This is a genomic window from Peteryoungia algae (genome assembly GCF_030369675.1).
GTDB lineage: Bacteria > Pseudomonadota > Alphaproteobacteria > Rhizobiales > Rhizobiaceae > Allorhizobium > Allorhizobium algae.
In genome coordinates this window covers 2,565,038-2,586,909 of sequence record NZ_CP128477.1, presented here as the reverse complement: position 1 = coordinate 2,586,909, position 21,872 = coordinate 2,565,038, and the positions used below count along the sequence as shown (strand labels likewise).

The window sequence follows — 21,872 nt, the reverse complement described above, 5'->3', positions numbered from 1 at the left end:
GTGGTCGTCTCAGTTGAAGAAAATGGTCTTTGATGATGAAACCCATCCTGTTCACAGCCGGCCTCCTGGTCGCGTTGAGCCTTTCGGGCTGCAAGCTTGTGAAAACCGAGAGTGCCGATCAAGCGGCGGTCGATCCGATCGAGGCGCTCGTGTCCGAAACCTTCGAGGCGAAACTCGTTTCGACCCTGTCCGAAACAGCAGTCGATCTTTCCGTCCTGCTCGATGCGGTGACGGCCGGGCTGGATGATGCGGGTGGCAAATATGGCCTGCGCGTCGGTGGTGCCGGCGGTGGCTGGAATTTCGCGGTCAAGGGCAAGGGCAGGGTCGTCGCCGAAGACCGCGCCTCAAAGGCGGCGGTTGCCGAAGTCGATCTCGACGGCGACGGAACGGCTGACGCGATCCTGCAACTCGGCCCCGTCGTGAAGGGTTCGGCGCTTCGCGACGCGACACCACTCTATGATTTCTCTGCGTTTCGCGATCAGATCGAATATGCGCGGCTTGGCCGCGCGCTGAATGATCGTGCCGTGTCGACGATATCAGCCGACAGCGCGCTGAACGGCAAGACGGTCGAGTTTCTCGGCGCCACCGTTCTGCGTTCCGCTGGCGAGAAGCCGCTCGTGACACCTGTCAGCGTGGAGGTCGTGCCATGAGCGAGGCGCATCCCATCGGGCTCACGATCCGCTCCGGGTCGAAGATCTATCCGGGAACGCAAGCCCTCAAGAATGTCGATTTCGATCTGCGCATGGGGGCGGTCAACGTTCTGGTTGGCGAGAACGGTGCCGGCAAGTCGACGTTGATGAAGGTTATCGCGGGGGTCGAGCAGCTGAATGGTGGCACCATTTCACTCGACGGCAAGCCTGTCGTTTTTGCCGACCGCACGGATGCGGCGCGCCATGGCGTGGGTATCGTCTTTCAGGAGCTCAATCTCTTTCCCAACCTGACTGTCGCGGAGAATATCTTCGTCGGCCACGAGAAGACGGTCGGCGGGGTCCACATCGACAGGGCCGCCCAACGGGCCGTCGCGGCTGCGCTCATGAAGCGTCTGGAGCAGGACATTGATCCCGACATGCCGCTCGGCAACTTGCGGATAGGCCAGCAGCAGATCGTCGAGATCGCCAAAGCGCTTGCCGAAGACGCACGTATCCTGATCCTCGATGAGCCGACGTCGGCCCTCTCTGCCGCCGAGGTCGAGGTGCTGTTTCGCGTCATTGGCGACTTGAAGCGCCAGGGTGTGGGCATCGTCTATATTTCCCACCGGCTCGAAGAACTGATCCGGATCGGAGACTATATCACCGTCCTCCGCGACGGGGTGATCACCGGCGCACGCTCCATGGAGGGGGTCGATATTCCCTGGATCGTCTCGAACATGATCGGCAGCGCCTCCAAGGAGTTTCCGAAGACCGAGCACACTTCGCTCGGCGACGAGATTTTCCGCGTCGAAGATGTCTGCTTGCCCAGCCCTGCCGGCGGATATGTGGTCGATCACATGTCGCTTTCGGTGCGATCGGGAGAAATTGTCGGTCTCTACGGATTGATGGGGGCCGGACGGTCGGAACTTCTGGAATGTATCATGGCGCAGCATCCTGCCTCGGCAGGCAGGCTCTTCATTGGCGGAGAGCGCGTCAAGGAGCGTAGTGTGTCCGGGCGGATCAGGCGCGGTCTCGCGCTGATCCCGGAGGACCGCAAGCGCGACGGTCTGGTGCAGATCATGAGTATTCGTGAAAATCTCACGCTCTCGTCGCTCGGCGATTTCACCCGGGTCTTCCACCTGAGTTTGAAGGCGGAAGCGGCCAAGGCCGCAGAATTCGTCAAGCGCATGGCGATCAAGATCGCGAGCCTCGAACATCCCGTGTCGAGCCTTTCGGGCGGCAACCAGCAGAAGGTCGTCATCGGCAAGGCCCTGATGACCAAGCCACGCATCCTGTTGATGGACGAGCCGTCTCGCGGCATCGACATTGGCGCCAAGGCCGAAATCTTCCGCACCATGCGCAAGCTGGCGGCCGATGGTCTCGGCATCCTTTTCGTTACCTCGGATCTGGAGGAGGTTCTCGCTCTCTCCGATCGCATTCTCGTTATGGCGAATGGCAGGCTCACCGGTGACTTTCCGGCCGGTGCCGCCGCCGCGGACGTCATCTCCGCCGCGACGCCCAATCTGAACAAGGTCAAATCTTCATGAGCAGTTCCGTCACCGCCCACGGCAGCAAGGCTGTCGGTCCATCTTCGCAAACCTCCATGCTGCTGCTTCTCCTGAAGATGCGCACCTTCGTCGCCCTGATTCTCGTGTTTGCCTTCTTCGCCGTCGCTGCGCCAAACTTTCTGACGGGGGCGAACATGCTGATCATTTCGAAGCATGTGGCGCTGAATGCGCTGCTTGCCATCGGCATGACCTTCGTCATCGTGTCAGGCGGCATAGACCTCTCCGTTGGCTCGATCGTCGGTCTGTGCGCCATGGTTGCTGGCTGGCTGGTGCTTTACGGCATTGACCTGCAGATCGGCTGGAGCCTGCAGTTCAACACGCTCGAGATCTGCCTGGTCGTCGCTGTCGTCGGGATCCTGATCGGGTTGATCAACGGGTTACTGATCACGAAGCTTAATGTCGCGCCTTTCATCGCGACGCTCGGCATTCTCTATGTTGCCCGAGGTGCTGCCCTTCTTTTCTCCGACGGCCGGACGTTCCCGAACCTTGCCGGCAATGCCGAGTATGGCTCCGACACCTTCAGGCTGATCGGCTCGGGGAGCTTGCTCGGTTTCCCCCTCTCGGTCTGGATCATGGTGGTCGTTGCGCTCGCCGCCGCCTATCTCGCGACACGGACGCCGCTGGGTCGTCACATCTATGCGGTTGGTGGCAATGAGCGCGGGGCTGCCTTGTCCGGCGTCAATGTCGATCGCATCAAGCTCTTCGTCTACATGTTCTCCGGCTTCTGTGCCGCTCTGGTCGGCCTCATCATTGCCTCGCAGCTGCAGGCAAGCCATCCGGCGACGGGCGAGACCTTCGAACTGAATGCGATTGCCGCGGCCGTCCTCGGCGGAACCTCCATGTCCGGTGGCCGCGGTCGCATTGGCGGGACGATCGTCGGCGCATTCGTGATCGGTATCCTGGCCGATGGCCTGATCATGATGGGCGTCTCCTCCTTCTGGCAGACCGTGATCAAGGGACTCGTGATCATCGCTGCCGTCGTGGTCGATCAGGTGCAGCAGAAGCTGCAGGCCCGTGTGGTCCTGCAGAACCAAGCGTGATGAGTATTTCAACTGACGGGCACTTGTTGTAAGGGAGCCGTGGGTTAAGATCGAAACACTGCTGTTTGCTTGCGAAATTCGAGGTTTGTCGAGACATGGACGCGAAGACAGAAAACGATTCTTCCGAATCCATGGTGGGCTTGCTGTCCGAGCCACGGCGTCGGCGTATCCTCGAATGGTTGCAGGAAGAGGGCTCGGCGCGCGTGCGCGAGCTGGCAACTGCATTCCACGTCTCCGAGGCGACGATCCGTCAGGATCTCGAACGGCTGGAAAACGAAGGGTTCATCACGCGCGAGCATGGTGGCGCCTATCTGAATTCCGCCGCGCCCCAGATGGGCACCATGGCCCTGCATCACCAGGAGAACATGGACAAGAAGCGCAAGATCGGCACTCTGGCCGCCAGTCTGGTGAAGGATGGCGAGACGCTGATCCTCGACGCGGGCACGACCACGACCGAGATCGCCATGCGGCTGGCGAATCGCCGCAACCTCACCCTGATCACCAATGCACTCAACATCGCGATCATCTTGGGGGCGGTGCCGACTTTCGCCGTCCATATGCCGGGAGGCCAGTTCAAATCGCCGACGCTGTCCCTGTCGGGTGACAAGTCGGTTGAGTATTTCAGCAATATTTTCGCGGGGAAGCTTTTTCTCGCCACGGCCGGCGTCGATCTGGAGGCCGGGCTGACCTATCCGAGCTTTGCCGATCTGCAGCTCAAGGAAGCGATGATCAAGGCGGCAGCCCATGTCTATCTGGTTGCGGACTCAACAAAGATCGGGCGGTCGTCGTTCACCCGTCTCGGATCGCTGGACGTCATCCAGTCCCTGATTACAGACGACGGCATACCGGACCGTGTCGCCAAGGAATTCGAGCGCCGTGGCGTGGAAGTTCTTGTCGCAACATGATGATCGCGGACATAAGCCGGGCTCGATAATCCCTGCTTCTCCTCTCTTTCCCTGAGCTCTCTTTCCCACTGGGGGAGCGAGCGTGTTTGCGTCCCGGTCGCGCAATCCGGCACGCATTGCTGAAGCGCCAGCATCGAGGCGCTTGGTTGATACCTCGGGCCGCGACAGCCGGCAGTTTCAGGCGGACCACTCGGGGCGATTGCCCAGCCGGTCGGTCACAAAGTCTATGAAAATACGGGTTTTCGGCGTCAGAACATTTGATTTCGGATAGACGAGCCAAAGCACTGTGGGCTCGTTCAGTCGCCAGCCGGGAAGGATCCGAACAAGTCTGCCTGACTTGATCTCGTGGGCGACGCTCCAGAGTGAATTCACCGAGATCCCGGCACCGGCTATGGTCGCCTCACGCTGCGCATCGCCATCATCGACGATGGCACGGCAGGTCATCTGGCCTGGCTCGAGCACCGCGGTCTCTCCCGTCGCGTTTACCAGGCTACGCGGCTCCAGGTTGCTCCAGGCGATATACTGATGACGCGCCAGTTCAAATGGCGAGACAGGCGTCCCACGGCTTTCAAGATAGCCCGGCGATGCGCAAAGGATGCGAGTGTCGTCGGAAAGCTTGCGCCCCTTCAGGCTGCTGTCGGTCAGCGGCGCGCTTCTGAGCGCAAGATCGAAACTGCCTTCGATCAGGTCGAAGCGTGTGTCGGAGAGCCGCAGGTCAAGTGTGAGATTGGGATAGCGCGCGTAAAATTCAGGCAGCAGGGGCATGATGTGGAGCTGTGCGAAACTGCTCGGAGCCGCGAAGCGCAGCGTTCCCTTCAGATCCGTCCCGGCACCACCCAAGGCGGCACGCGCGGCATCCGCCTGCGCCAAGATTTCCCGGGCGTAGGGCAGGAAATCCGATCCGTCGAGCGACAGGGAAACTTTGCGCGTCGTGCGGCGCAAAAGCTCGACGCCTAGCTCGTTTTCAAGTTTTGCAAGACGCGCACTCGCGACCGCCGGAGCCAGACCAAGCGCGCGTCCGGCGTCGCTGATGTTGAGCCGTTCGGCTGCCAAAACAAACAGACGCAAGCAGTCAGTATCCATCACCATTATATCCAAAATCCGAAAACTGAACTCCGGAGGCTGCTGATTTAATTCAAAATTGCAAGTGATATCTGTTGGGCAGCGAAACACAGCACCAATGGAATGAGCCATGAACGCGATCACCAAGATTCTTCCCGACATCCAGGCCCAGATCATCGACGCCTTCAACTTCCGCCATGCCACCAAGGTCTTCGACCCCGAACGCAAGATCGACGAGAGGGCCTTCGAGACGATCCTTGAGGCCGCGCGGCTGTCGCCGACCTCGTTCGGGCACGAGCCCTTCAAGGTGTTGATCATCCAGACCCCGGAAAAGCGGGAATTGTTCCGCGAGTTCTCCTGGGGGGCGAACGGCATCATGAATGGTTCTGCCGGTCAGTTGGGCACGGCGAGCCATTTCGGCATCATACTTGCCAGTACCGCTGAGACGATGACGGCTGGGTCAGACTACCTTGTGGATCACTACCGGACGGTCAAGAAGCTGCCCGAACCGGTGATCGAGATGTTCAACGGCGCCTATGGCAAGTTCCAGACCACCGACCACGGCATCACGACGGATCGTCAGATCACCGATTGGTCGGGCAAGCAGGCCTATATCGTTCTGGCCAACATGATGACCGCGGGCGCCCTGATCGGCATCGATAGCTGCCCGATCGAAGGTTTCGACATGGGGCGTACGACCCAGACGCTGGCGCAGCATTTCGAAATCGACACCGGCAAGTGGAAACCCGCGGTGATGTTCGCCTTCGGCTACCGCGCCAAGGATCCCGAATTTCCCAAGACCCGTCGCAGCATGGCGGAAACGGTCAGCTGGTTCTGACGTTCAGGTTCGACAGCCGCAAGGAAAGGAGCCTTCCAAATGGTTCATACTTCCGTGCTCGACGTTGTGCCGTCCAGCGAGGAATAGAGGCGACGGGAGAGAAGACATGCTGGAGAAGGTCGAGATGAGGAACTTCCAGACCCTGAACCGCGCCTACAACGCGGTCTTTCGGCCCGGGCGCCTGAGCGTCGGGCTGGTCGTGCCGCTGGACCCGCATGGCCACGACCCGGTTCCGGATCTGACGCGACACATCGAACGCGCACAACTGGCCGACAGTTTGGGTTTCTCGGCACTCTGGCTGCGCGATGTGCCGTTCAACGTGCCGTCTTTCGGTGACGCCGGGCAGGTCTTCGATCCCTTTGTCTATCTCGGCGCGCTCTCCATGGCGACGCGCAATATCGCGCTTGGAGTGGCCAGCATGGTGCTGCCGCTGCGCCATCCCGCGCATGTGGCCAAGGCCGCCGCCTCGGCGGATGCGCTGTCTGGCGGGCGGCTTCTGCTCGGCATCGCCTCGGGCGACCGGCCCGACGAATACCCGGCGCTCAACATGTCCTTCCCCGATCGCGGCGCGCGGTTTCGCGACAGCGTGGACTACATCCGCGCGATGGCCGAGAGCTACCCCCGTATAGAGACAGCACAAGGCATCCTGACGGGCGGGATCGACATGCTTCCGAAACCGACCGCCGGTGGCTTGCCGCTGCTGATCACCGGCAGCAGTCAGCAATCGGCCGAGTGGGTGGCCCGGAACGGCGATGGCTGGATGACCTATCCGCGCGATGCTGCCGCGCAGGGCCTAGTGGTTGCGGACTATCGTCGTCGGATTGCCGAGGCTGGACTGCCTGACAAACCGGTGATGCAGTCACTCTATGTAGATCTTGTCGAGCAGCCGGATGCCCCGCCGCGGCCGATCCATCTGGGCTTCCAATCCGGCACGGTATTCCTCAAGCGCTATCTTGCCGAACTGCGCGACCTCGGCATCAACCATGTCGCGCTGAATCTTCGCTTCAGCGGCGCCGATATCGATGACACGATGCATCGCCTTGCCGAGGCGCTGCTACCGGAATTCTCCAATGCTGAGGAACAATCATGACCAGGGCCAAGACCATTCTCATTACCGGCGCGACCGACGGTATCGGACTTCTGACGGCTCGAACGCTGGCTGCAGAGGGACACAATGTCCTTTTGCACGGACGCAGCTCCGACAAATTGGCAGCGGTGGCGCGCGAGCTGGGCGGCACCCCCGAAACCTACCTTGCCGACCTTGCGCGGCTGGATGAGGTGCGTACGCTGGCCAAGACAATTCTTTCGCGCCATGACAGGCTGGATGTCCTCATCAACAATGCGGGCGTCTACAAGACATCGCAGACGCGAACGCCAGAAGGACTGGATGTGCGCTTCGTGGTCAATACCATTGCGCCGTATGTGCTGACGCAGGCCCTGCTTCCGTGCCTTTCGCGGGATGGTCGTGTGGTGAACCTGTCCTCGGCTGCGCAAGCTCCGGTCGATCTGGCCGCGCTGCGGGGCGAGGTCGCGCTCGATCACATGGGTGCCTATGCGCAAAGCAAGCTGGCGATCACGATCTGGACGCAGGAAATGGCGCGGCAGCATCCCGATGGCCCGGTCTTCGTCGCGGTGAACCCCGGCTCGCTGCTGGCGTCGAAGATGGTGAAGGAAGGTTTCGGTGTTGCAGGCAACGACCTGCGCATCGGCGCCGACATCCTGCGCCGCGCCGCGCTGTCGGACGAATTCGCCAAGGCTTCAGGCCAGTATTACGACAATGACGGCGGGCGGTTTGCCAATCCCCATGCCGCGGCAAAAGACACTGATCACGTTGCCGCTGTCATGCAGGCCATCCGCGATCTGGCCGGGGAATGACGCGAGGAGCCGAGGACCTTTGCGAGAACGCCGCGGTACACTCGCATCGAGTCCAACGCGAGCTCCGCTGCAGTTCTATATCCGGCCCATGATCATGTCGGCACAGCGGTCTCCGAGCATCATGGCGGGTGCATTGGTGTTGCCGGCATTGATATCAGGAACCGCAGACATGTCGCAGACCCTGAGTCCCCTTATCCCGCGCACACGCATCCGCGCATCCAGAACCGCGAGCGGGTCCCCATCCGGGCCCATGCGCGCGGTGCCGGCCGGGTGATAGTTGGTCTTGACGAAGGCCTTGCAGTGGGTGTGAAGCCCTTCGTCGGACAGATCAGGACTTTGCGGCAACGCTATCCTGTCTACTCTGGACGCCAGCGGCGACTGGCGGAACGCCTTGAGAAAGAAGCGTTGCGCCGCAATCATCTCGCGCATATCGGCATCATCCTTCAGCAGGTTGGGCGACACCAGGGGCGGGGCTGCGGGATCGGCGGAGGCAAGACGAACTTCGCCGCGTGATCGCGGCTTAACGACCACGGTGGTAATCGTCAGGCCGTAACCATCCTTCACGAGGTCGCGCCGGTCGCGATCGACATAGACGATCGGCACGCAAAAGGCCTGGATGCTCGGTATCCCGTCCGGATCGTGCGGGTTGATGAAAGCGCCAGCCTCAACGCCAGCCGTGGTGATTGGCCCGGTGCCAAAGAGCTTGAATTGCAGGCCATTGCGTAGCATGTGCCAGCCTTCGCCCTGGCGATAATAGCCATAAGCTCCGTTCAGATAGACCGACATCGGGACTTCCGGATGGTCTATCAAGTTCTGCCCGACACCTGGCGCATGGTGCCGGCAGGCAATGCCATGCTCGGCCAGATGATCCGACGGGCCGATGCCCGAGAGCATCAAAAGCTTGGGCGTTACCAGTGCGCCGGCCGACAGAACGATGTCGCCGCTGCAATGGACTTCCTGTCTCGGGCCGCCGTCCTTGTGGAACGCGACACCACAGGCGCGATCACCGTCAAACAGGATCTCGGACACTTCGCAGCGCAACTGCACCGTGAGTTTGGGGTTGTTCTTCTCCGGTTCGATGAACGCATAGGCCGATGAGGACCGTTTGCCGTCGCGATTCATGAATTGATAGAAGCCCACGCCCTTCTGACTGGTTCCGTTGAAATCGGGGTTGAAGGGGACACCCATGTTCTGGACAGCCTGGACGAACCAGCGCGAGGTCTGGTCGATATGCCCGGGATCAGACACGAGCAGCGGACCTTCATTGCCATGCAGGTCGCCTCCGAGCCGATTGTTGCCCTCCATCCGGCGGAAGTGCGGAAGGACATCTTTCCAGCCCCAGCCGACCCCGTCATTGCTGCCCTCCAGCAATGTATCCCACTCGTCGTAGTCGCTTGGCCTGCCACGCATATAGACCTGTGCGTTGACCGACGAACCGCCGCCCAGAACATTTCCCTGCGCGATCTCATGGACGCGACCGTCGAGATGAGGCTGTGCGACAGTGCGGTGATAGCGCATGTAACGCGAGCCGTTGATCATCTTGAAGATGCCCGGCGGCATGTCGAGAAGGGGATGCCGATTGGAATGGCCGGCTTCCAGCAGCAGGACCTTTGCCTTTCCGTCCCGCGCCAGCCGGGCGGCTGCAACACAGCCTGCCGCGCCGCCGCCGATGACGATGTGGTCGTAGCGATCGGTCATCAGTCCTGAACCTCGAAGGTGCCGCGCACATATTCCCACGCAGCCGACAGATGCGTTTCCAGCGCTTTCTCGGCGGCATCGCCATCGCGATCGACGATGGCATCGAAGATCGCCTTGTGGCTGAGATAGTTCATGCGGTTGCGTTCCGGCGAGCGGGGCATGCGCTCCCAGTGGGGTGCCAGCCAGGAGGTGTAGGCCTCGTGGACGGCAGGGAAGATCGGATTGCGCGGAATCCGGTAGAGCACCCCATGGAAGGCGACATCGGTATTGTAGAAGCGAACCGAGTTGTCGATTGCGTCGTGATTGGCCGCCAGCGCCGCGCGCAGATCATTGATGTCGTCACGCGTTGCCAGACGCGCGGCGTCGCGCGACAGGGCGCGTTCCATGAAGACGCGGCTTTCATAAAGCGTTCGGACGCCACTGGGCTCACCGATGAGCAGCTTGACGATGCTGCCGACTGTGGACAAGGCCGTGTCGTAGCCGGGCTTGCGCACGACAGGGCGATAGCGGGGGCGGGCCTCTATCATGCCGCGACTCGAAAGCGTTGTGATTGCTTCGCGCACGACGGTGCGGCTTGTTCCGAACCGTTCCATCAACTCCCGCTCGGCCGGAAGCGGCGCGCCATTCTCAAGCGCGCCGGAGAGGATGTCCTCCTGGATGTTGGCGATGACCCAATCGGCGGCACGTCCGCCTTGTCTGCTGTCTTCCGCGGTTTGGTTGCGCATGATGGCCGCCTTTGGTCTGTCTAAAATCTAGCAGCAATCTACCGTTTTCGATCTGGCAATCAATGGTTTTGCGCTGAAATACCAGTGTTTATGCATGAAATTTAGAATCTTGCCTAAGTCGACTTGACTTTTGGTGCGTCCATTATCTAGGTTCTGCGTAAGTTTGGTACGACGAAAAGGTTTGGCAATGCGGTTCGAGCGAGGCGGCGGGACCCCTATACAGGGGATGATGTATGTGGGGGGGCGCTGGATCGACGGCGCCGGCCGCAACGCCCTGGCGGTGGAAAATCCCGCGGATGAATCCCTCATTGCCACGATCCCGGAAGGCGTCGCCGAGGATGCGGATGTCGCACTGGATGCAGCGAAGGCTGCGCAACCCGCCTGGGCCGCCCTTCCGGCTGTTCAGAGAGCCGACTTCGTCGTGAAGCTGGCTGACCGAGTGGCGATGCGCGCAGAAGAACTCGCACAGATCATCACGATGGAGCAGGGCAAGCCGATTGGCCAGGCCAGGGGTGAAGTTGGCGCTGTGCTCGGTTTCCTGCGTTACCATGCCGGCAATGCCCGGCGGATCGAGGGCGACATAGTTTCGTCCGACAATATCAACGAGGAAATCCAGATTCGCCGTCATCCCTTTGGCGTCGTGGTGGCCCTGACGGCGTGGAATTATCCGGCAGCGCTTGCCGCGCGAAAGCTGGCGCCGGCTCTGGTGGCGGGCAATACGGTGGTCCTCCTGTCCCATGAGGTCACGCCGCTTTCGGGGTTGTTTCTGGCGCTGCTGGCCGACGAGGCGGGTCTTCCAGCGGGTGTGTTCAATGTTGTCACCGGGCGTGGGCCAGTGGTTGGCCGTGCTCTGGTACAAAGTCGGGTGACGTCTCTTGTGACGATGACCGGCAGCACGCGCGCCGGCAAGGAGATCTTCGCCACTGCCGCCGAAACCCTGAAGGTGCTCCGCCTGGAACTTGGCGGCAAGGCGCCGTTCATCGTCATGGACGATGCCGATATCGATGCGGCGGTCGAGGCGGCCGTGGCTGCGCGCTACACCAATTGCGGACAGATCTGCACCTGCAATGAGCGGATGTATCTTCATCGCGCCATTGCCGAGGAGTTTCTCGAGAAGTTCGTGCTGCGCTCCGCGCGGCTCACGATCGGCGATCCGATGACCGATCCGGATCTCGGCCCGAAGGTGAACTCGGCGGAAATCGCCAAGATCAAGGAGATCGTCGATCAGGCGGTCAAGGCAGGGGCCGAAATCCTTCTGCCGGGTGGACCGCTGAAGGACGGCGCTTTTGCCAAGGGACATTGGTATTCGCCGACGGTTCTGTCGGTTGCCGACAATGCCTCGCCGGTGATGCAGACGGAGGTCTTCGGTCCGGTGGTCGCGGCGATGGAAGTCGAGAGCTTCGAACAGGCAGTCGCCCTTGCCAATGATACCGACTACGGCCTCTCGGCCTATGTCTTCACCCGCGATTACAGGCGGTTGATGCGTACACCGGCGGCGCTGAAATTTGGCGAGATCTATTTCAACCGCGCCAATGGCGAACAGTTCCAGGGCTTCCATACGGGCTGGGGTCAATCCGGCCTTGGCGGGGAGGACGGCAAGTATGGGTTTGACGGCTATCTGCGTAAGCAGACGCTCTATCTGAATTGGGGATAGTCCCCGGGTTGAGGTTCCGACGGGCCGCAACGCAACCGCGACGGAGGAGGTCCGTCGCACCAAGTGGAGGAAAACACATGAACAGGACATTGCTTCTGGCATCGGCGGCCATCTTCGGCTTTGCTGCATCCGCCGTCACAGTCTCGGCTGAGCCGCCGCCGCTGGCTCAAAAGGAACGGTACAAAGTTGGCTTTTCCCAGATGGAAAGCAACAATCCGTGGCGCATTGCCGAAACCAAGTCGTTCCATGACACGGCTGAGAAGTGCAACTGGGACCTGATCGCCACGGATGCAGCCGGCTCGGCTGCCAAGCAGGTTGCCGATGTCGATTCCATGATCGCCCAGGGCATCGATGTCCTGTTCCTGCCGCCGCGCGAGGAAAAGCCGCTCATCCCAGCGGTCAAGAAGGCCAAGGCCGCCGGCATCCCGACCTTCCTGGTCGACCGTTCCGTCGATCCGAATTCCGCCAAGGCCGGGGAAGATTTTGTCGCGTTTCTCGGTTCGGATTTCGTCGATCAGGGTCGACGCGTTGCCGAATGGACCATCGAGAATTTCAAGGGGGAAAAGGGCGTGATCGTCGAGCTGGAAGGCACGACCGGCTCGTCTCCGGCCAATGATCGCAAGAAGGGCTTCGATGAGCGGATTGCGAAGGATCCGCGCTTTACGATCGTCGCATCGCAGACCGGCGATTTCGCCCGCGACCTCGGGCGTCAGGTCATGGAAACGCTGCTCCAGGCCCATCCCGACGTCAATATCGTCTATGCGCACAATGACGAAATGGCGATCGGCGCGATCCAGGCACTGGAACTTGCCGGCCGCAAGCCCGGTGAAGACGTCACGATCGTCTCCATCGACGGTACGCGTGATGCCCTGCAGGCCATTTCCGATGGCAAGATGGGTGTGACGGTGGAAAGCTCGCCCTTCTTCGGTCCGCTCGCCTGCGACGTGATGAAGCGTTACGCCGCCGGAGAGAAGATCGAGCCCTGGGTTCAGGTCAAGGACCGGATCTTCACCAAGGAAAACGCGGCCGATCATATCGCTGAAGCCTACTGATCCTTCCGTGCCAGGGGAGGTGCCTTGGGGCATTTCTCCTGGCTCCTTTCCCGGCGCGATCGTGAGGTATGGAATGCAGCCGCTTGTCAGTATGGACGGAATATCAAAGACCTTTGGAGGCGTGGCAGCGCTGATGGCAGCGCAGCTCGAAATTGCGCCCGGTGAGGTGCATGCCGTGATTGGCCAGAATGGCGCTGGCAAGTCGACGTTGGTGAAGATCCTGACGGGGGTCTATCGCCGGGATGCGGGCTCTGTTCACTTTGCCGGCAAGGAACTCAACATAGCAGGTCCGCGCGAGGCGCAGGATGCAGGGATCGCCACGATCTACCAGGAACTCAATCTGGTGCCCTTGCGCAGCGTCACCGAAAACATCGTGATGGGCTACGAACCGCGCCGCTTCGGCGGGTTGATCGACTGGCCGGAAGCGCATCGGCGATCGAGCGAGATCCTCACGCGTTTCGGTATCGACATCGATGTGCGCGCGCCGCTTGGCAGCTATTCCACGGCGGTCCAGCAACTGGTTGCGATTGCCCGAGCCGTGTCGCTGGATGCCAAGCTGGTCATCATGGACGAGCCGACGTCATCGCTGGACGACCGAGAGGTTTCCATTCTGTTCGACGTCGTGCGGACGCTGAAAGCTGCTGGCATTGCGGTGCTCTACATTTCCCATTTTCTCGAAGAGCTGTTTGAGATCTGCGACCGCGTGACGGTCATGCGCGATGGCGTGACGGTCGGTCGTCGTGACATTGCCGATTGCACCAAGCTGGACCTGATCGCGGACATGCTCGGCCGCAATCCGGACGATATCGCCGCGGCTGGCATGACCAGCCTTGGCGGCGCGGAGAGCGAACCTGGCGAACTGCTGCTGGTGGCAACCGATATCGCAACGGGCCGCAGCCTGCGCCATGCATCGCTGACGGTTCGGCGCGGTGAAATCGTGGGCCTCGGTGGTCTCTTGGGGTCCGGGCGCACGGAAGTGGCGCGGGCGATCTTCGGTGTCGATCCCCTGGTGAAGGGCGAGATGCGTATCGGCGATCAACTGTCACAGCCAAGGAGCCCGGCCAATGCGATCGCAGCAGGTCTCGGCTACCTCGCAGAAGACCGCAAGGCCGAGGGCATCGTGCCCGACATGTCGGTTCGCGAGAACCTGACGCTGGCGCTTCTGCCCAAACTGACCTGGGCCGGCGCCATTGACCGCAAGCGCGAACGCGCTCTGGTCGAACATTACATCAAGGTTCTCGGTATCAAGACCTCCAGCATGGAGCAACCGATCAGAGAATTGTCGGGCGGCAATCAGCAGAAGGTGCTGCTGGCGCGCTGGCTCTCCAATGAACCGGACTTGCTCATTCTCGACGAACCGACCCGCGGTGTGGATGTCGGGGCCAAGCTCGAGATTCAGTCCATCATACGTGACTATGTATCGAAAGGCGGCAGTGTCTTGCTGATCAGTTCCGAGTTTGAGGAACTCGTGGAGGGTGCCGACCGGATCGTCGTGCTGCAGGCCGGGCATACCGTGTCGGAGCTACAGAATCCCGGCATTACCGAGAACGCGCTCGTTGCAGCTATTGCCCACCATCATCAGGAAGATGCAGCATGAGCACTACCGAGCTTCCTCTCGCGAGCCCGTCGCGAACATATGCGTCTGGCGCCGGTTTTGTCCGGCAGCATGGCAGCCTGATCGCCCTTGCCTTGATCCTGTTGTTCAATGTCATGGTCACGCCGAATTTCGTCAGCCTGCAAACCTTCTTCGTCAACATCAGTCAGGTGGCGACGATTTCGATCGTCGCCGTCGGCATGACGCTGGTGATCGCCACCGGCGGCATCGACCTCAGCGTCGGCGCTGTCATGGCCTTGGCCGGGGCCTTGGCTCCGTTGATCTTCACCTCCGAATTCGCCCAGGCCTATCCGGTTCTCGGGTTGACGGCGGCTATCGCCGTGCCGCTGGTGGTGGCGCTCGGTTGCGGGGTCTTCAACGGCTCGCTCGTCAGCCTTTTGAATGTGCAGCCGATCATTGCCACGCTGATCCTGTTCATCTCGGGCCGGGGCATCGCCCAGGTGCTGACCAACGGCAATCTGCAGACCTTCAGCAACAAGGCGTTCAGCTATCTCGGAACGGGCAAGATCCTCGGATTGCCGTTTCAGGGCTGGCTGGTCCTGGCTCTGGCGATTGTCATCTGGTGGCTCGTGCACCGGACCCTGTTCGGTCGCTACTTGCTCGCTGTCGGCGGCAACGAGACGGCAGCACGGCTGACGGGCGCGCCGGTCAAGCGCATCAAGATCGGCGCCTATGTCATCTGCGCCGGTCTGGCGGGACTCGCCGGCCTGATCGTCGTGGCCATCAATTCCGCCTCTGATGCAGCGCGCATCGGCAATCTGATGGAACTGGATGCCATTGCAGCAGCCGTGGTCGGTGGCGCCCTGCTGCAAGGGGGGCGTGCCCCTGTCTTCGGCGTCATCCTCGGAGCGGTGATCATCCAGCTGGTTCGATACACGCTTCTCGCAAACGGCGTTGCGGACGAAGTCGCTCTGGTCGCCAAGGCCGGGATCATCATCCTCGCCGTCTACATCCAGCAAGGACGAAAGGACTAGGAGATGCTTGATCAATCGGCATTCGATCTGCGCCGCTATCTGCGCGGCAACTCGCAGACCACCGGCGTCTGGATCGCGCTTGCCATGCTCATCCTGTTTGGCTTGCTGCGCTACGACAACTTCGGCGGGGCGTACAACTTCAGTTCCTTCCTCAACTACAATGCGATGTTCATCCTGATTTCGCTCGGCATGTGCTTCGTCATCCTGACCGGCGGTATCGATCTGTCGGTCGGCTCGGTGGCGGCGTTCACCTCTGTCGTTGCCGCCTATATGTCGCCCTATGGCATTCAGGTGGCGCTGCCCTGCGGTGTCGCCACCGGCGTGCTGATCGGAGTTCTCAACGGCTTCTTCATCGTCGGTATGCGCATTCCGCCGTTCATCGCCACGCTCGCCACCATGCTGGGCGCAAAGGGCGGGGCATTGATCATCTCTGGCGCGGAGACCATTGCGGTCGATTGGGGATCCAATTTCACCCGTCTCGGCATGGAAAGCGCATTCGGGCTCTTTCCGTGGGCTATCCTGATCGTCGCCGGCGTTGCCATCGCTTTGTGGGTGCTTCTCGAGCACAGTTCACTGGGCCGCGTCGTGCTCGCCGTCGGCGGTTCGGAAGACGCTTCGCGACTGATGGGTCTGGATGTCGATCGCACCAAGCTCTTCGTCTATGCGCTGAGTGGCGGTTGTGCCGGACTGGCGGGTGTCTTCCTCGCATCCGGTTTCGGCGCCGGTCAACCGCTTGAGGGCGTCGGCTGGGAACTCTCCGCCATCGCCTCCGTCGTGGTTGGCGGGACTCTCCTGACGGGCGGCATCGGGTCAATCCCGGCCACCATTGCCGGTGCGCTGCTGCTCGGCCTGGTGTTCAATATCCTCAATTTCGAGAATGGCCGGGGCACGATCAGCATGAGCGCCTATTGGCAGATGGTTATCCGGGGTGGCTTCCTGTTTGCAGTTATTCTTCTTCAAACGCGCGGGATCTCCGGTCCGCGCAAGACAGGCATGACGCAATGACCAAGATCAGCACAATCGAAGTGAGACTGTTTCATATTCCGCTTGCCGAAGTGCTGGTTGATGCCAAGCATGGCGATCACCATCATTTCGAATTGATCACAGCCACTGTCACGCTGGAGAATGGCGCTACCGCGACGGGCTATACCTATACGGGCGGCAAGGGTGGTCACGCGATCGCGGCGATGATCGAACACGATCTGGCGCCGTTCCTGATCGGCCGCGATGCCGAACCGGTCGAGGAGCTCTATGATGCCATGCAGTGGCATGTGCATTATGTCGCGCGGGGCGGCATCGCCTCGTTCGCGATTTCGGCTATCGACATCGCACTGTGGGACTTGCGCGGCAGGCGTCTGGGCGAACCGCTGTGGAAGATGGCGGGCGGCGCTTCCAATCGTTGCCGCGCCTATTGCGGAGGCATCGACCTGAACTTCCCGCTGCCCAAGCTTCTGGACAGTATCCGCAGCTATATCGCGCGCGGCTTCGACGGGGTGAAGATCAAGATCGGTCAGCCAAGCCTTGCAGAGGATCTGGAGCGCATCAGGGCGGTGCGCGAGCTGATCGGCCCCGATGTCGCCTTCATGGTCGATGCCAACTACTCAATGAGCGTGGATCAGGCGATCGAGGCGGCGAAGGCCTTTGCGCCCTATGATCTGCTTTGGTTCGAGGAGCCGACGATTCCCGACGATTATGCAGGATATGCGCGCATCGCCGAAGCAACCGGCATGCCACTCGCCATGGGCGAAAACCTGCACACCATCCACGAGTTCGGCTATGCCTTCGACCAAGCCAAACTCAGCTTCGTGCAGCCCGACGCTTCCAATTGCGGTGGCGTCACCGGCTTCCTGCAGGTCGCAGATCTGTCGCTGGAACATGGCGTGCCGATCTGCAGCCACGGCATGCAGGAGCTCCATGTCAGCCTGGTATCGGCGCGCAGCAATGCGGGCTGGATTGAGGTCCATTCCTTTCCCATCGACCAATATACCACCCGGCCGCTTGTGGTCGAAGACAGGATGGCCGTGGCTCCTGACACTCCTGGTATCGGGGTCACCTTCGATTGGGCGAAGCTCGAATCCGAAAACACTTTGAAAGCATGAGGTTCCCATGACCAGCAAAGCGGCCGTCTATCGCGGCAACAAGACGTTTACACTCGAAGCCCGCGAGGTTGCGCCGCCGGCCAAAGGCGAAGTTCAGATCGATGTCGCCTATTGCGGCATCTGCGGAACCGACCTGCATATCTATCTCGGGCACATGGACAAGCGCGTCGGCTTCGAGCGCACGGTCGGCCATGAAATGTCCGGCACGATCTCAGCGATCGGTGAGGGCGTCGAGGGGCTCGCCGCCGGACAGCGTATCGTCGTGCGTCCGCTCGACGCCTGTGGCCATTGCCCGGCTTGTGATGCGGGGCATCAGCACATTTGCCATAACCTGAAATTCATTGGCATCGATACGGAGGGCGCGTTCCAGCAGAAGTGGAATGTGCCGGCCCATACCATCCATGTCCTGCCGGACAATCTGAGCCTGCGGCATGCGGCCCTGATCGAACCTCTGGCGGTGGCCTGCCACGACGTCAAGCGCGCGCGCCTCCAGCCAGGCGAGGATGTGGTGGTCATTGGCGGTGGACCGATCGGCCTGCTGGTGGCGCTGGTTGCCCGCCATGCCGGCGGCCAAGTCACGATCTCGGAGATCAATGAGAACCGGCTGGCCTTCGCTGAAAAGCTGGGTTTCCGCACCGTCAATCCCAAGCTGGTCAATGCCGCGGCATTTGTCGCGGAATCGACGAACGGCAAGGGCGCGGATGTCGTGTTCGAGGTGTCGGGCACGCAGCCCGGTGTCGACCTGATGACGGCCGTTGCGGCAACGCGCGGCCGGATCGTGATGGTGGCGATCCATGCCAGCAAGCCGCAGATCGATCTGTTCCAGTTCTTCTGGCGCGAGTTGGAAATGCTTGGCGCGCGGGTCTATCATCCGCAGGATTTCGAGCAGGCCATGGCTCTGCTGGAAGACGGAGTTGTGGATTGCGACAATTTCATTACCGATATTCAACGGCTCGACGCGATTCAGGGTGCCTTTGAGGCGCTGACCAAGAACCCCAATGCGATGAAGTCGATGATTCAGGTTTCGGAGGAGCCGGCATGAGCGTTATGACAAGTTTTGATCTTTCCGGGAAAACCGCGTTTGTTACCGGCGCCAAACGCGGGATTGGGCGCGGCATGGCCAAGGCGCTCGCCGAAGCGGGAGCCGATATTATCGGCGTAAGCGCCAGCCTTGAAACAAGCGGAAGTGACGTCGAAGGCGATGTTCTGGCCGCTGGTCGATCCTTTCGCGGCTATCAATGCGATTTCGCCGATCGCAAGGCCGTGACGGCGTTTGCCGCGCAGATTCTGGCGGACAATCCCCGGATCGATATTCTGATCAACAATGCCGGCACGATCCGACGCGCACCTGCTACAGAACATTCCGATGCGATCTGGGATGAGGTCATCGAGGTCAATCTGTCCTCGCAGTTCGTCCTGACCCGGGAAATCGGGCGACATATGGTTGAGCGCGGCAGCGGCAAGATCATATTCACCGCCTCACTGCTGACCTTTCAGGGTGGCATCACCGTTCCTGGCTATGCTGCCTCGAAGGGCGCTATCGGTCAGTTGACCAAGGCTTTCGCCAATGAGTGGGCGGGTCGAGGCGTCAATGTCAACGCAATTGCGCCTGGCTATATTGACACCGACAATACCGAAGCCTTGCGCAACGATCCTGATCGCTCGAGATCCATACTTGAGCGGATACCGGCTGGCCGTTGGGGGCAGCCGGAAGACTTCGCCGGACCGGTCGTGTTTCTCTCGTCCTCCGCGTCGAATTACGTAAACGGGACCGTCATGATGGTTGATGGTGGCTGGCTGGGCCGCTGAGGCGGTGGCTGAGGGAACAGGTGGCGGGGTCGTCAGAAAAGCCGGCATTTGCCGGTTGCGCTGGCGGTCCATCTTCCCGACGGTCCGGTCGACGCAGGTTTTTTGGGTCTGCAACGGCGCCTCGCGCAATGCTGCCGTTTCGCACCGGCAGCTGTTTCCCGAGCTTTCGAACCACGCCGGTTCGCCTTGAAGGCCCCGACGGGGGCATTCAGCAGTTGCAGGAAAGAGCGGGCGCCGGGCTGTCTGCGCCTTCATCGCCACGGCCCTTGCCCGGGATACACCGGAAGGCCGAAAGCACGCAGTCGCAATGTCGACAACCACATTCGCGACTTTAGCGATCTGTTGCCCGAACTTGGATACGGAGCAGCGCTCAACATGCGAGCGCTGCTTCGTATTCTCGCATGCAGATTGCTTCATGTTTCCAAGGTCGTTCGACTGTGACGAAGCGGCACGTGTCTGGCGATAATTTGTTAGTATTTATTTGCATTCCCATGAAAATAAAGCCATATTCCGAACACGAAGATAACAACTAGGAATGATTTCGTGCTCGTCATCCTTGCCGACGATCTTACCGGCGCACTGGATACAGCCGCCCCTTTCGCGGCACGGGGACTTCGCACTGAAGTCGTCCTGAAAGTCGGCGCGGTCGCCCAGGGACTGGCCTTGTCACCGGAGGTTCTCTCGATCAATCTGGCGTCCCGCGAGGGGTCTCGGGAAAAGGCGTTTCAGGCGATGCGACAGGCCCTCGGGTTGCTGCCTCCTCAGGTTACCCTGTTCAAGAAGATCGATTCTCGGCTCAAAGGTCATATCTCACGGGAATTGGATGCGATTTCCTATCGGCGCGCTTTGGTCGCGCCTGCCATCCCCGCATTCGAACGGGTGGTGCGAGATGGATATATCGAGGGCTTCGGCGTTGCGACGCCGATCTCCATCGCAGACGTGTTGGGGCAGCATGCAGCCCGCGCACTCATTCCTGACGCGCTGCAACAGGAAGACCTGCTCGAGGTGCTGGAAACGGCCAAGGCCGGCGGTGTCGATCTCCTGGTCGGGGCAAGGGGCCTTGCCGAGGCACTCGCCTGTCGCATGACGGGGCGGGCTGATGGCGAGCTTGTCGCGCCGCCTGTTGGAAAAGGCCTGTTCGTCATCGGCTCGCATGACCGGATTACCGTCGAGCAGGCGGAGCAATTGCGACAGCTCGACATGGTTGCCTTCAATCCCGCTCCAAACGGTGTCATGGCGCCTTCGGTGCCAGGCTCTGCACCCATGATCCTGGTGCAGGCGACCGATGGGGAGACGCGAATTTCGCCCCAGGAAGTCTCGGCCAATCTGGCAAGGAGCGTTCATCCGCGCTTGACGAGCGAGGCGCAGACCATACTCCTGTGTGGCGGTGCGACAGCAGAAGAGGTTCTGGATAGAATGGGCATTGAATGTTTCCGCCTGGAGGGCGAATGCATGCCGGGCCTTGGTCTGGCTCATGCCAAAGGTCATTGTATCATCGCCAAATCGGGGGGCTTCGGGCAGCCGGACACCCTGGCGAAGCTTGCTGGAAAACTGGACGGGGTCAGGGGCTAGGAATGGGACTTCAGAGCGGAACGGCACGCAAGAGCCTGGCGGATCAGGTGTTCGAGCGCATGCATCGGGCAATCAAGTCGGGGTCTTACCAACCGGACGAACGGCTGCCGACCGAGCATGATCTCGCGATCGAATTCGAAGTGTCGCGCCCCATTATCCGGGAAGCCCTGCGCCGGCTTCGCGAGCAGGGTTTCATCTACTCCCGGCGTGGTGCCGGCAGTTTCGTGCGGTCCGTGGGCATGAAACAGCCGCTCGGCTTTGGCCAGTTGGAAAATGTTGCGGATCTTCTCAATTGCTATGAGTTTCGCCTGACGCTTGAGCCGGCTGCGGCAGAAGCTGCCGCCATGCGCCACACGCCTGCGGCACTCGCCTCGATCCGCGAGGCGCTCGAACTGATGCGCGATGCCACCAACCGTCAAGCCCATCGCGAGGATGCCGACTTCCAGTTCCATGTCGCCATCGCCCGTGCTGCCAACAACACCTATTTCTCGACCGCCATGGAGGCCCTGAAGGACCACATTGCCGTCGGCATGCGTTTCCACGGTGTCTCGGTCAAGCGTGACGCTGCCGGGCTGTCGCGCGTGTTTGCCGAGCACGAAGCGATTGCGACGGCGATCGCAGCAGGGGAAGGCGCCCGGGCGAAAGAACTCATGCATGCCCATCTGACCGGTTCGCGTGCGCGTCTCTTCCAGACGAGTGCTTCTCTGGCAGCCCAGTCCGAGGGGTGAGTGCCCACCTTCAGACGCGCGAAATCCTG

The 21,872-nt window shown here is 61.0% G+C and carries 20 protein-coding genes; 17 read left to right on the top strand and 3 right to left on the bottom strand.

What is annotated here, in order from left to right:
- Window positions 1–32: 32 nt before the first annotated feature.
- From QTL56_RS12315 to QTL56_RS12300, 4 genes are all read left to right on the top strand, one after another.
- Window positions 33–650 (top strand): DUF2291 family protein, encoded by a 618-nt coding sequence (locus tag QTL56_RS12315; RefSeq protein WP_229576191.1) that lies wholly within the window; start codon window positions 33–35, stop codon window positions 648–650.
- Window positions 647–2,176 carry a sugar ABC transporter ATP-binding protein gene (locus QTL56_RS12310; RefSeq protein WP_229576190.1) on the top strand — a complete coding sequence of 510 codons (1,530 nt, stop codon included), beginning with the start codon at window positions 647–649 and terminating at the stop codon, window positions 2,174–2,176. The genes QTL56_RS12315 and QTL56_RS12310 overlap by 4 nt, the downstream gene beginning before the upstream one ends.
- The gene (locus QTL56_RS12305) at window positions 2,173–3,237 is read left to right on the top strand and encodes an ABC transporter permease (RefSeq protein ID WP_245137917.1); all 1,065 of its coding nucleotides are present in this window, start codon (window positions 2,173–2,175) and stop codon (window positions 3,235–3,237) included. Before QTL56_RS12310 ends, QTL56_RS12305 begins: the two co-directional genes overlap by 4 nt.
- A 95-nt stretch (window positions 3,238–3,332) precedes the next feature.
- Window positions 3,333–4,142 carry a DeoR/GlpR family DNA-binding transcription regulator gene (locus tag QTL56_RS12300; RefSeq protein ID WP_245137916.1) on the top strand — a complete coding sequence of 270 codons (810 nt, stop codon included), beginning with the start codon at window positions 3,333–3,335 and terminating at the stop codon, window positions 4,140–4,142.
- 177 nt (window positions 4,143–4,319) lie between these two features.
- Here QTL56_RS12300 and QTL56_RS12295 read toward each other — a convergent pair whose 3' ends face one another.
- On the bottom strand, window positions 4,320–5,348 hold the full coding sequence (locus QTL56_RS12295; RefSeq protein WP_289393568.1) for a LysR family transcriptional regulator: 1,029 nt from the start codon (window positions 5,346–5,348) through the stop codon (window positions 4,320–4,322).
- On the opposite strand from QTL56_RS12295, the gene QTL56_RS12290 reads away from it, so the two are divergent.
- The 3 genes from QTL56_RS12290 to QTL56_RS12280 all read left to right on the top strand — a co-directional run bounded on the left by QTL56_RS12290 (window position 5,335) and on the right by QTL56_RS12280 (window position 7,917).
- Window positions 5,335–6,042: an NAD(P)H-dependent oxidoreductase gene (locus QTL56_RS12290; protein WP_245137915.1), complete on the top strand. Its 708-nt coding sequence runs from the start codon at window positions 5,335–5,337 to the stop codon at window positions 6,040–6,042. The genes QTL56_RS12295 and QTL56_RS12290 overlap by 14 nt on opposite strands.
- 106 nt (window positions 6,043–6,148) lie before the next feature.
- Window positions 6,149–7,132 carry an LLM class oxidoreductase gene (locus QTL56_RS12285; RefSeq protein WP_245137914.1) on the top strand — a complete coding sequence of 328 codons (984 nt, stop codon included), beginning with the start codon at window positions 6,149–6,151 and terminating at the stop codon, window positions 7,130–7,132.
- Window positions 7,129–7,917: an SDR family NAD(P)-dependent oxidoreductase gene (locus QTL56_RS12280; protein ID WP_245137913.1), complete on the top strand. Its 789-nt coding sequence runs from the start codon at window positions 7,129–7,131 to the stop codon at window positions 7,915–7,917. Before QTL56_RS12285 ends, QTL56_RS12280 begins: the two co-directional genes overlap by 4 nt.
- A 75-nt stretch (window positions 7,918–7,992) precedes the next feature.
- Here the strand turns inward: QTL56_RS12280 and QTL56_RS12275 are convergent, their stop codons facing one another.
- On the bottom strand, window positions 7,993–9,615 hold the full coding sequence (locus QTL56_RS12275; protein ID WP_245137912.1) for a GMC family oxidoreductase: 1,623 nt from the start codon (window positions 9,613–9,615) through the stop codon (window positions 7,993–7,995).
- A complete protein-coding gene (locus tag QTL56_RS12270) occupies window positions 9,615–10,340 on the bottom strand; it encodes an FCD domain-containing protein (RefSeq protein ID WP_245137911.1) in 726 nt (241 codons plus the stop codon). The genes QTL56_RS12275 and QTL56_RS12270 overlap by 1 nt, the downstream gene beginning before the upstream one ends.
- 229 nt (window positions 10,341–10,569) lie before the next feature.
- Here QTL56_RS12270 and QTL56_RS12265 point away from each other — a divergent pair, with 229 nt between their 5' ends.
- The 10 genes from QTL56_RS12265 (at window position 10,570) to QTL56_RS12220 (ending at window position 21,843) form a co-directional block, all read left to right on the top strand.
- The gene (locus QTL56_RS12265) at window positions 10,570–11,994 is read left to right on the top strand and encodes an aldehyde dehydrogenase family protein (RefSeq protein ID WP_245137949.1); all 1,425 of its coding nucleotides are present in this window, start codon (window positions 10,570–10,572) and stop codon (window positions 11,992–11,994) included.
- A 77-nt stretch (window positions 11,995–12,071) separates the two neighbouring features.
- A complete protein-coding gene (locus QTL56_RS12260; protein WP_245137910.1) occupies window positions 12,072–13,046 on the top strand; it encodes an ABC transporter substrate-binding protein in 975 nt (324 codons plus the stop codon).
- A 73-nt stretch (window positions 13,047–13,119) separates the two neighbouring features.
- Window positions 13,120–14,643 carry a sugar ABC transporter ATP-binding protein gene (locus QTL56_RS12255; protein ID WP_245137909.1) on the top strand — a complete coding sequence of 508 codons (1,524 nt, stop codon included), beginning with the start codon at window positions 13,120–13,122 and terminating at the stop codon, window positions 14,641–14,643.
- Entirely contained in the window at window positions 14,640–15,635 is a 996-nt protein-coding gene (locus QTL56_RS12250; protein WP_245137908.1) for an ABC transporter permease, read from the top strand. The genes QTL56_RS12255 and QTL56_RS12250 overlap by 4 nt, the downstream gene beginning before the upstream one ends.
- A gap of 3 nt (window positions 15,636–15,638) precedes the next feature.
- Window positions 15,639–16,640: an ABC transporter permease gene (locus QTL56_RS12245; protein ID WP_245137907.1), complete on the top strand. Its 1,002-nt coding sequence runs from the start codon at window positions 15,639–15,641 to the stop codon at window positions 16,638–16,640.
- The gene (locus QTL56_RS12240) at window positions 16,637–17,734 is read left to right on the top strand and encodes a mandelate racemase/muconate lactonizing enzyme family protein (protein WP_245137906.1); all 1,098 of its coding nucleotides are present in this window, start codon (window positions 16,637–16,639) and stop codon (window positions 17,732–17,734) included. Before QTL56_RS12245 ends, QTL56_RS12240 begins: the two co-directional genes overlap by 4 nt.
- A 7-nt stretch (window positions 17,735–17,741) precedes the next feature.
- Window positions 17,742–18,776: a zinc-dependent alcohol dehydrogenase gene (locus QTL56_RS12235; protein ID WP_245137905.1), complete on the top strand. Its 1,035-nt coding sequence runs from the start codon at window positions 17,742–17,744 to the stop codon at window positions 18,774–18,776.
- On the top strand, window positions 18,773–19,543 hold the full coding sequence (locus tag QTL56_RS12230) for an SDR family oxidoreductase (protein WP_245137904.1): 771 nt from the start codon (window positions 18,773–18,775) through the stop codon (window positions 19,541–19,543). Before QTL56_RS12235 ends, QTL56_RS12230 begins: the two co-directional genes overlap by 4 nt.
- Window positions 19,544–20,086: 543 nt before the next feature.
- Window positions 20,087–21,115, top strand: a complete 1,029-nt coding sequence (locus QTL56_RS12225; protein WP_245137903.1) for a four-carbon acid sugar kinase family protein — start codon at window positions 20,087–20,089, stop codon at window positions 21,113–21,115.
- Window positions 21,116–21,117: 2 nt separating this feature from the next.
- Window positions 21,118–21,843, top strand: a complete 726-nt coding sequence (locus QTL56_RS12220; protein WP_229576173.1) for a FadR/GntR family transcriptional regulator — start codon at window positions 21,118–21,120, stop codon at window positions 21,841–21,843.
- Window positions 21,844–21,872 lie beyond the last annotated feature (29 nt).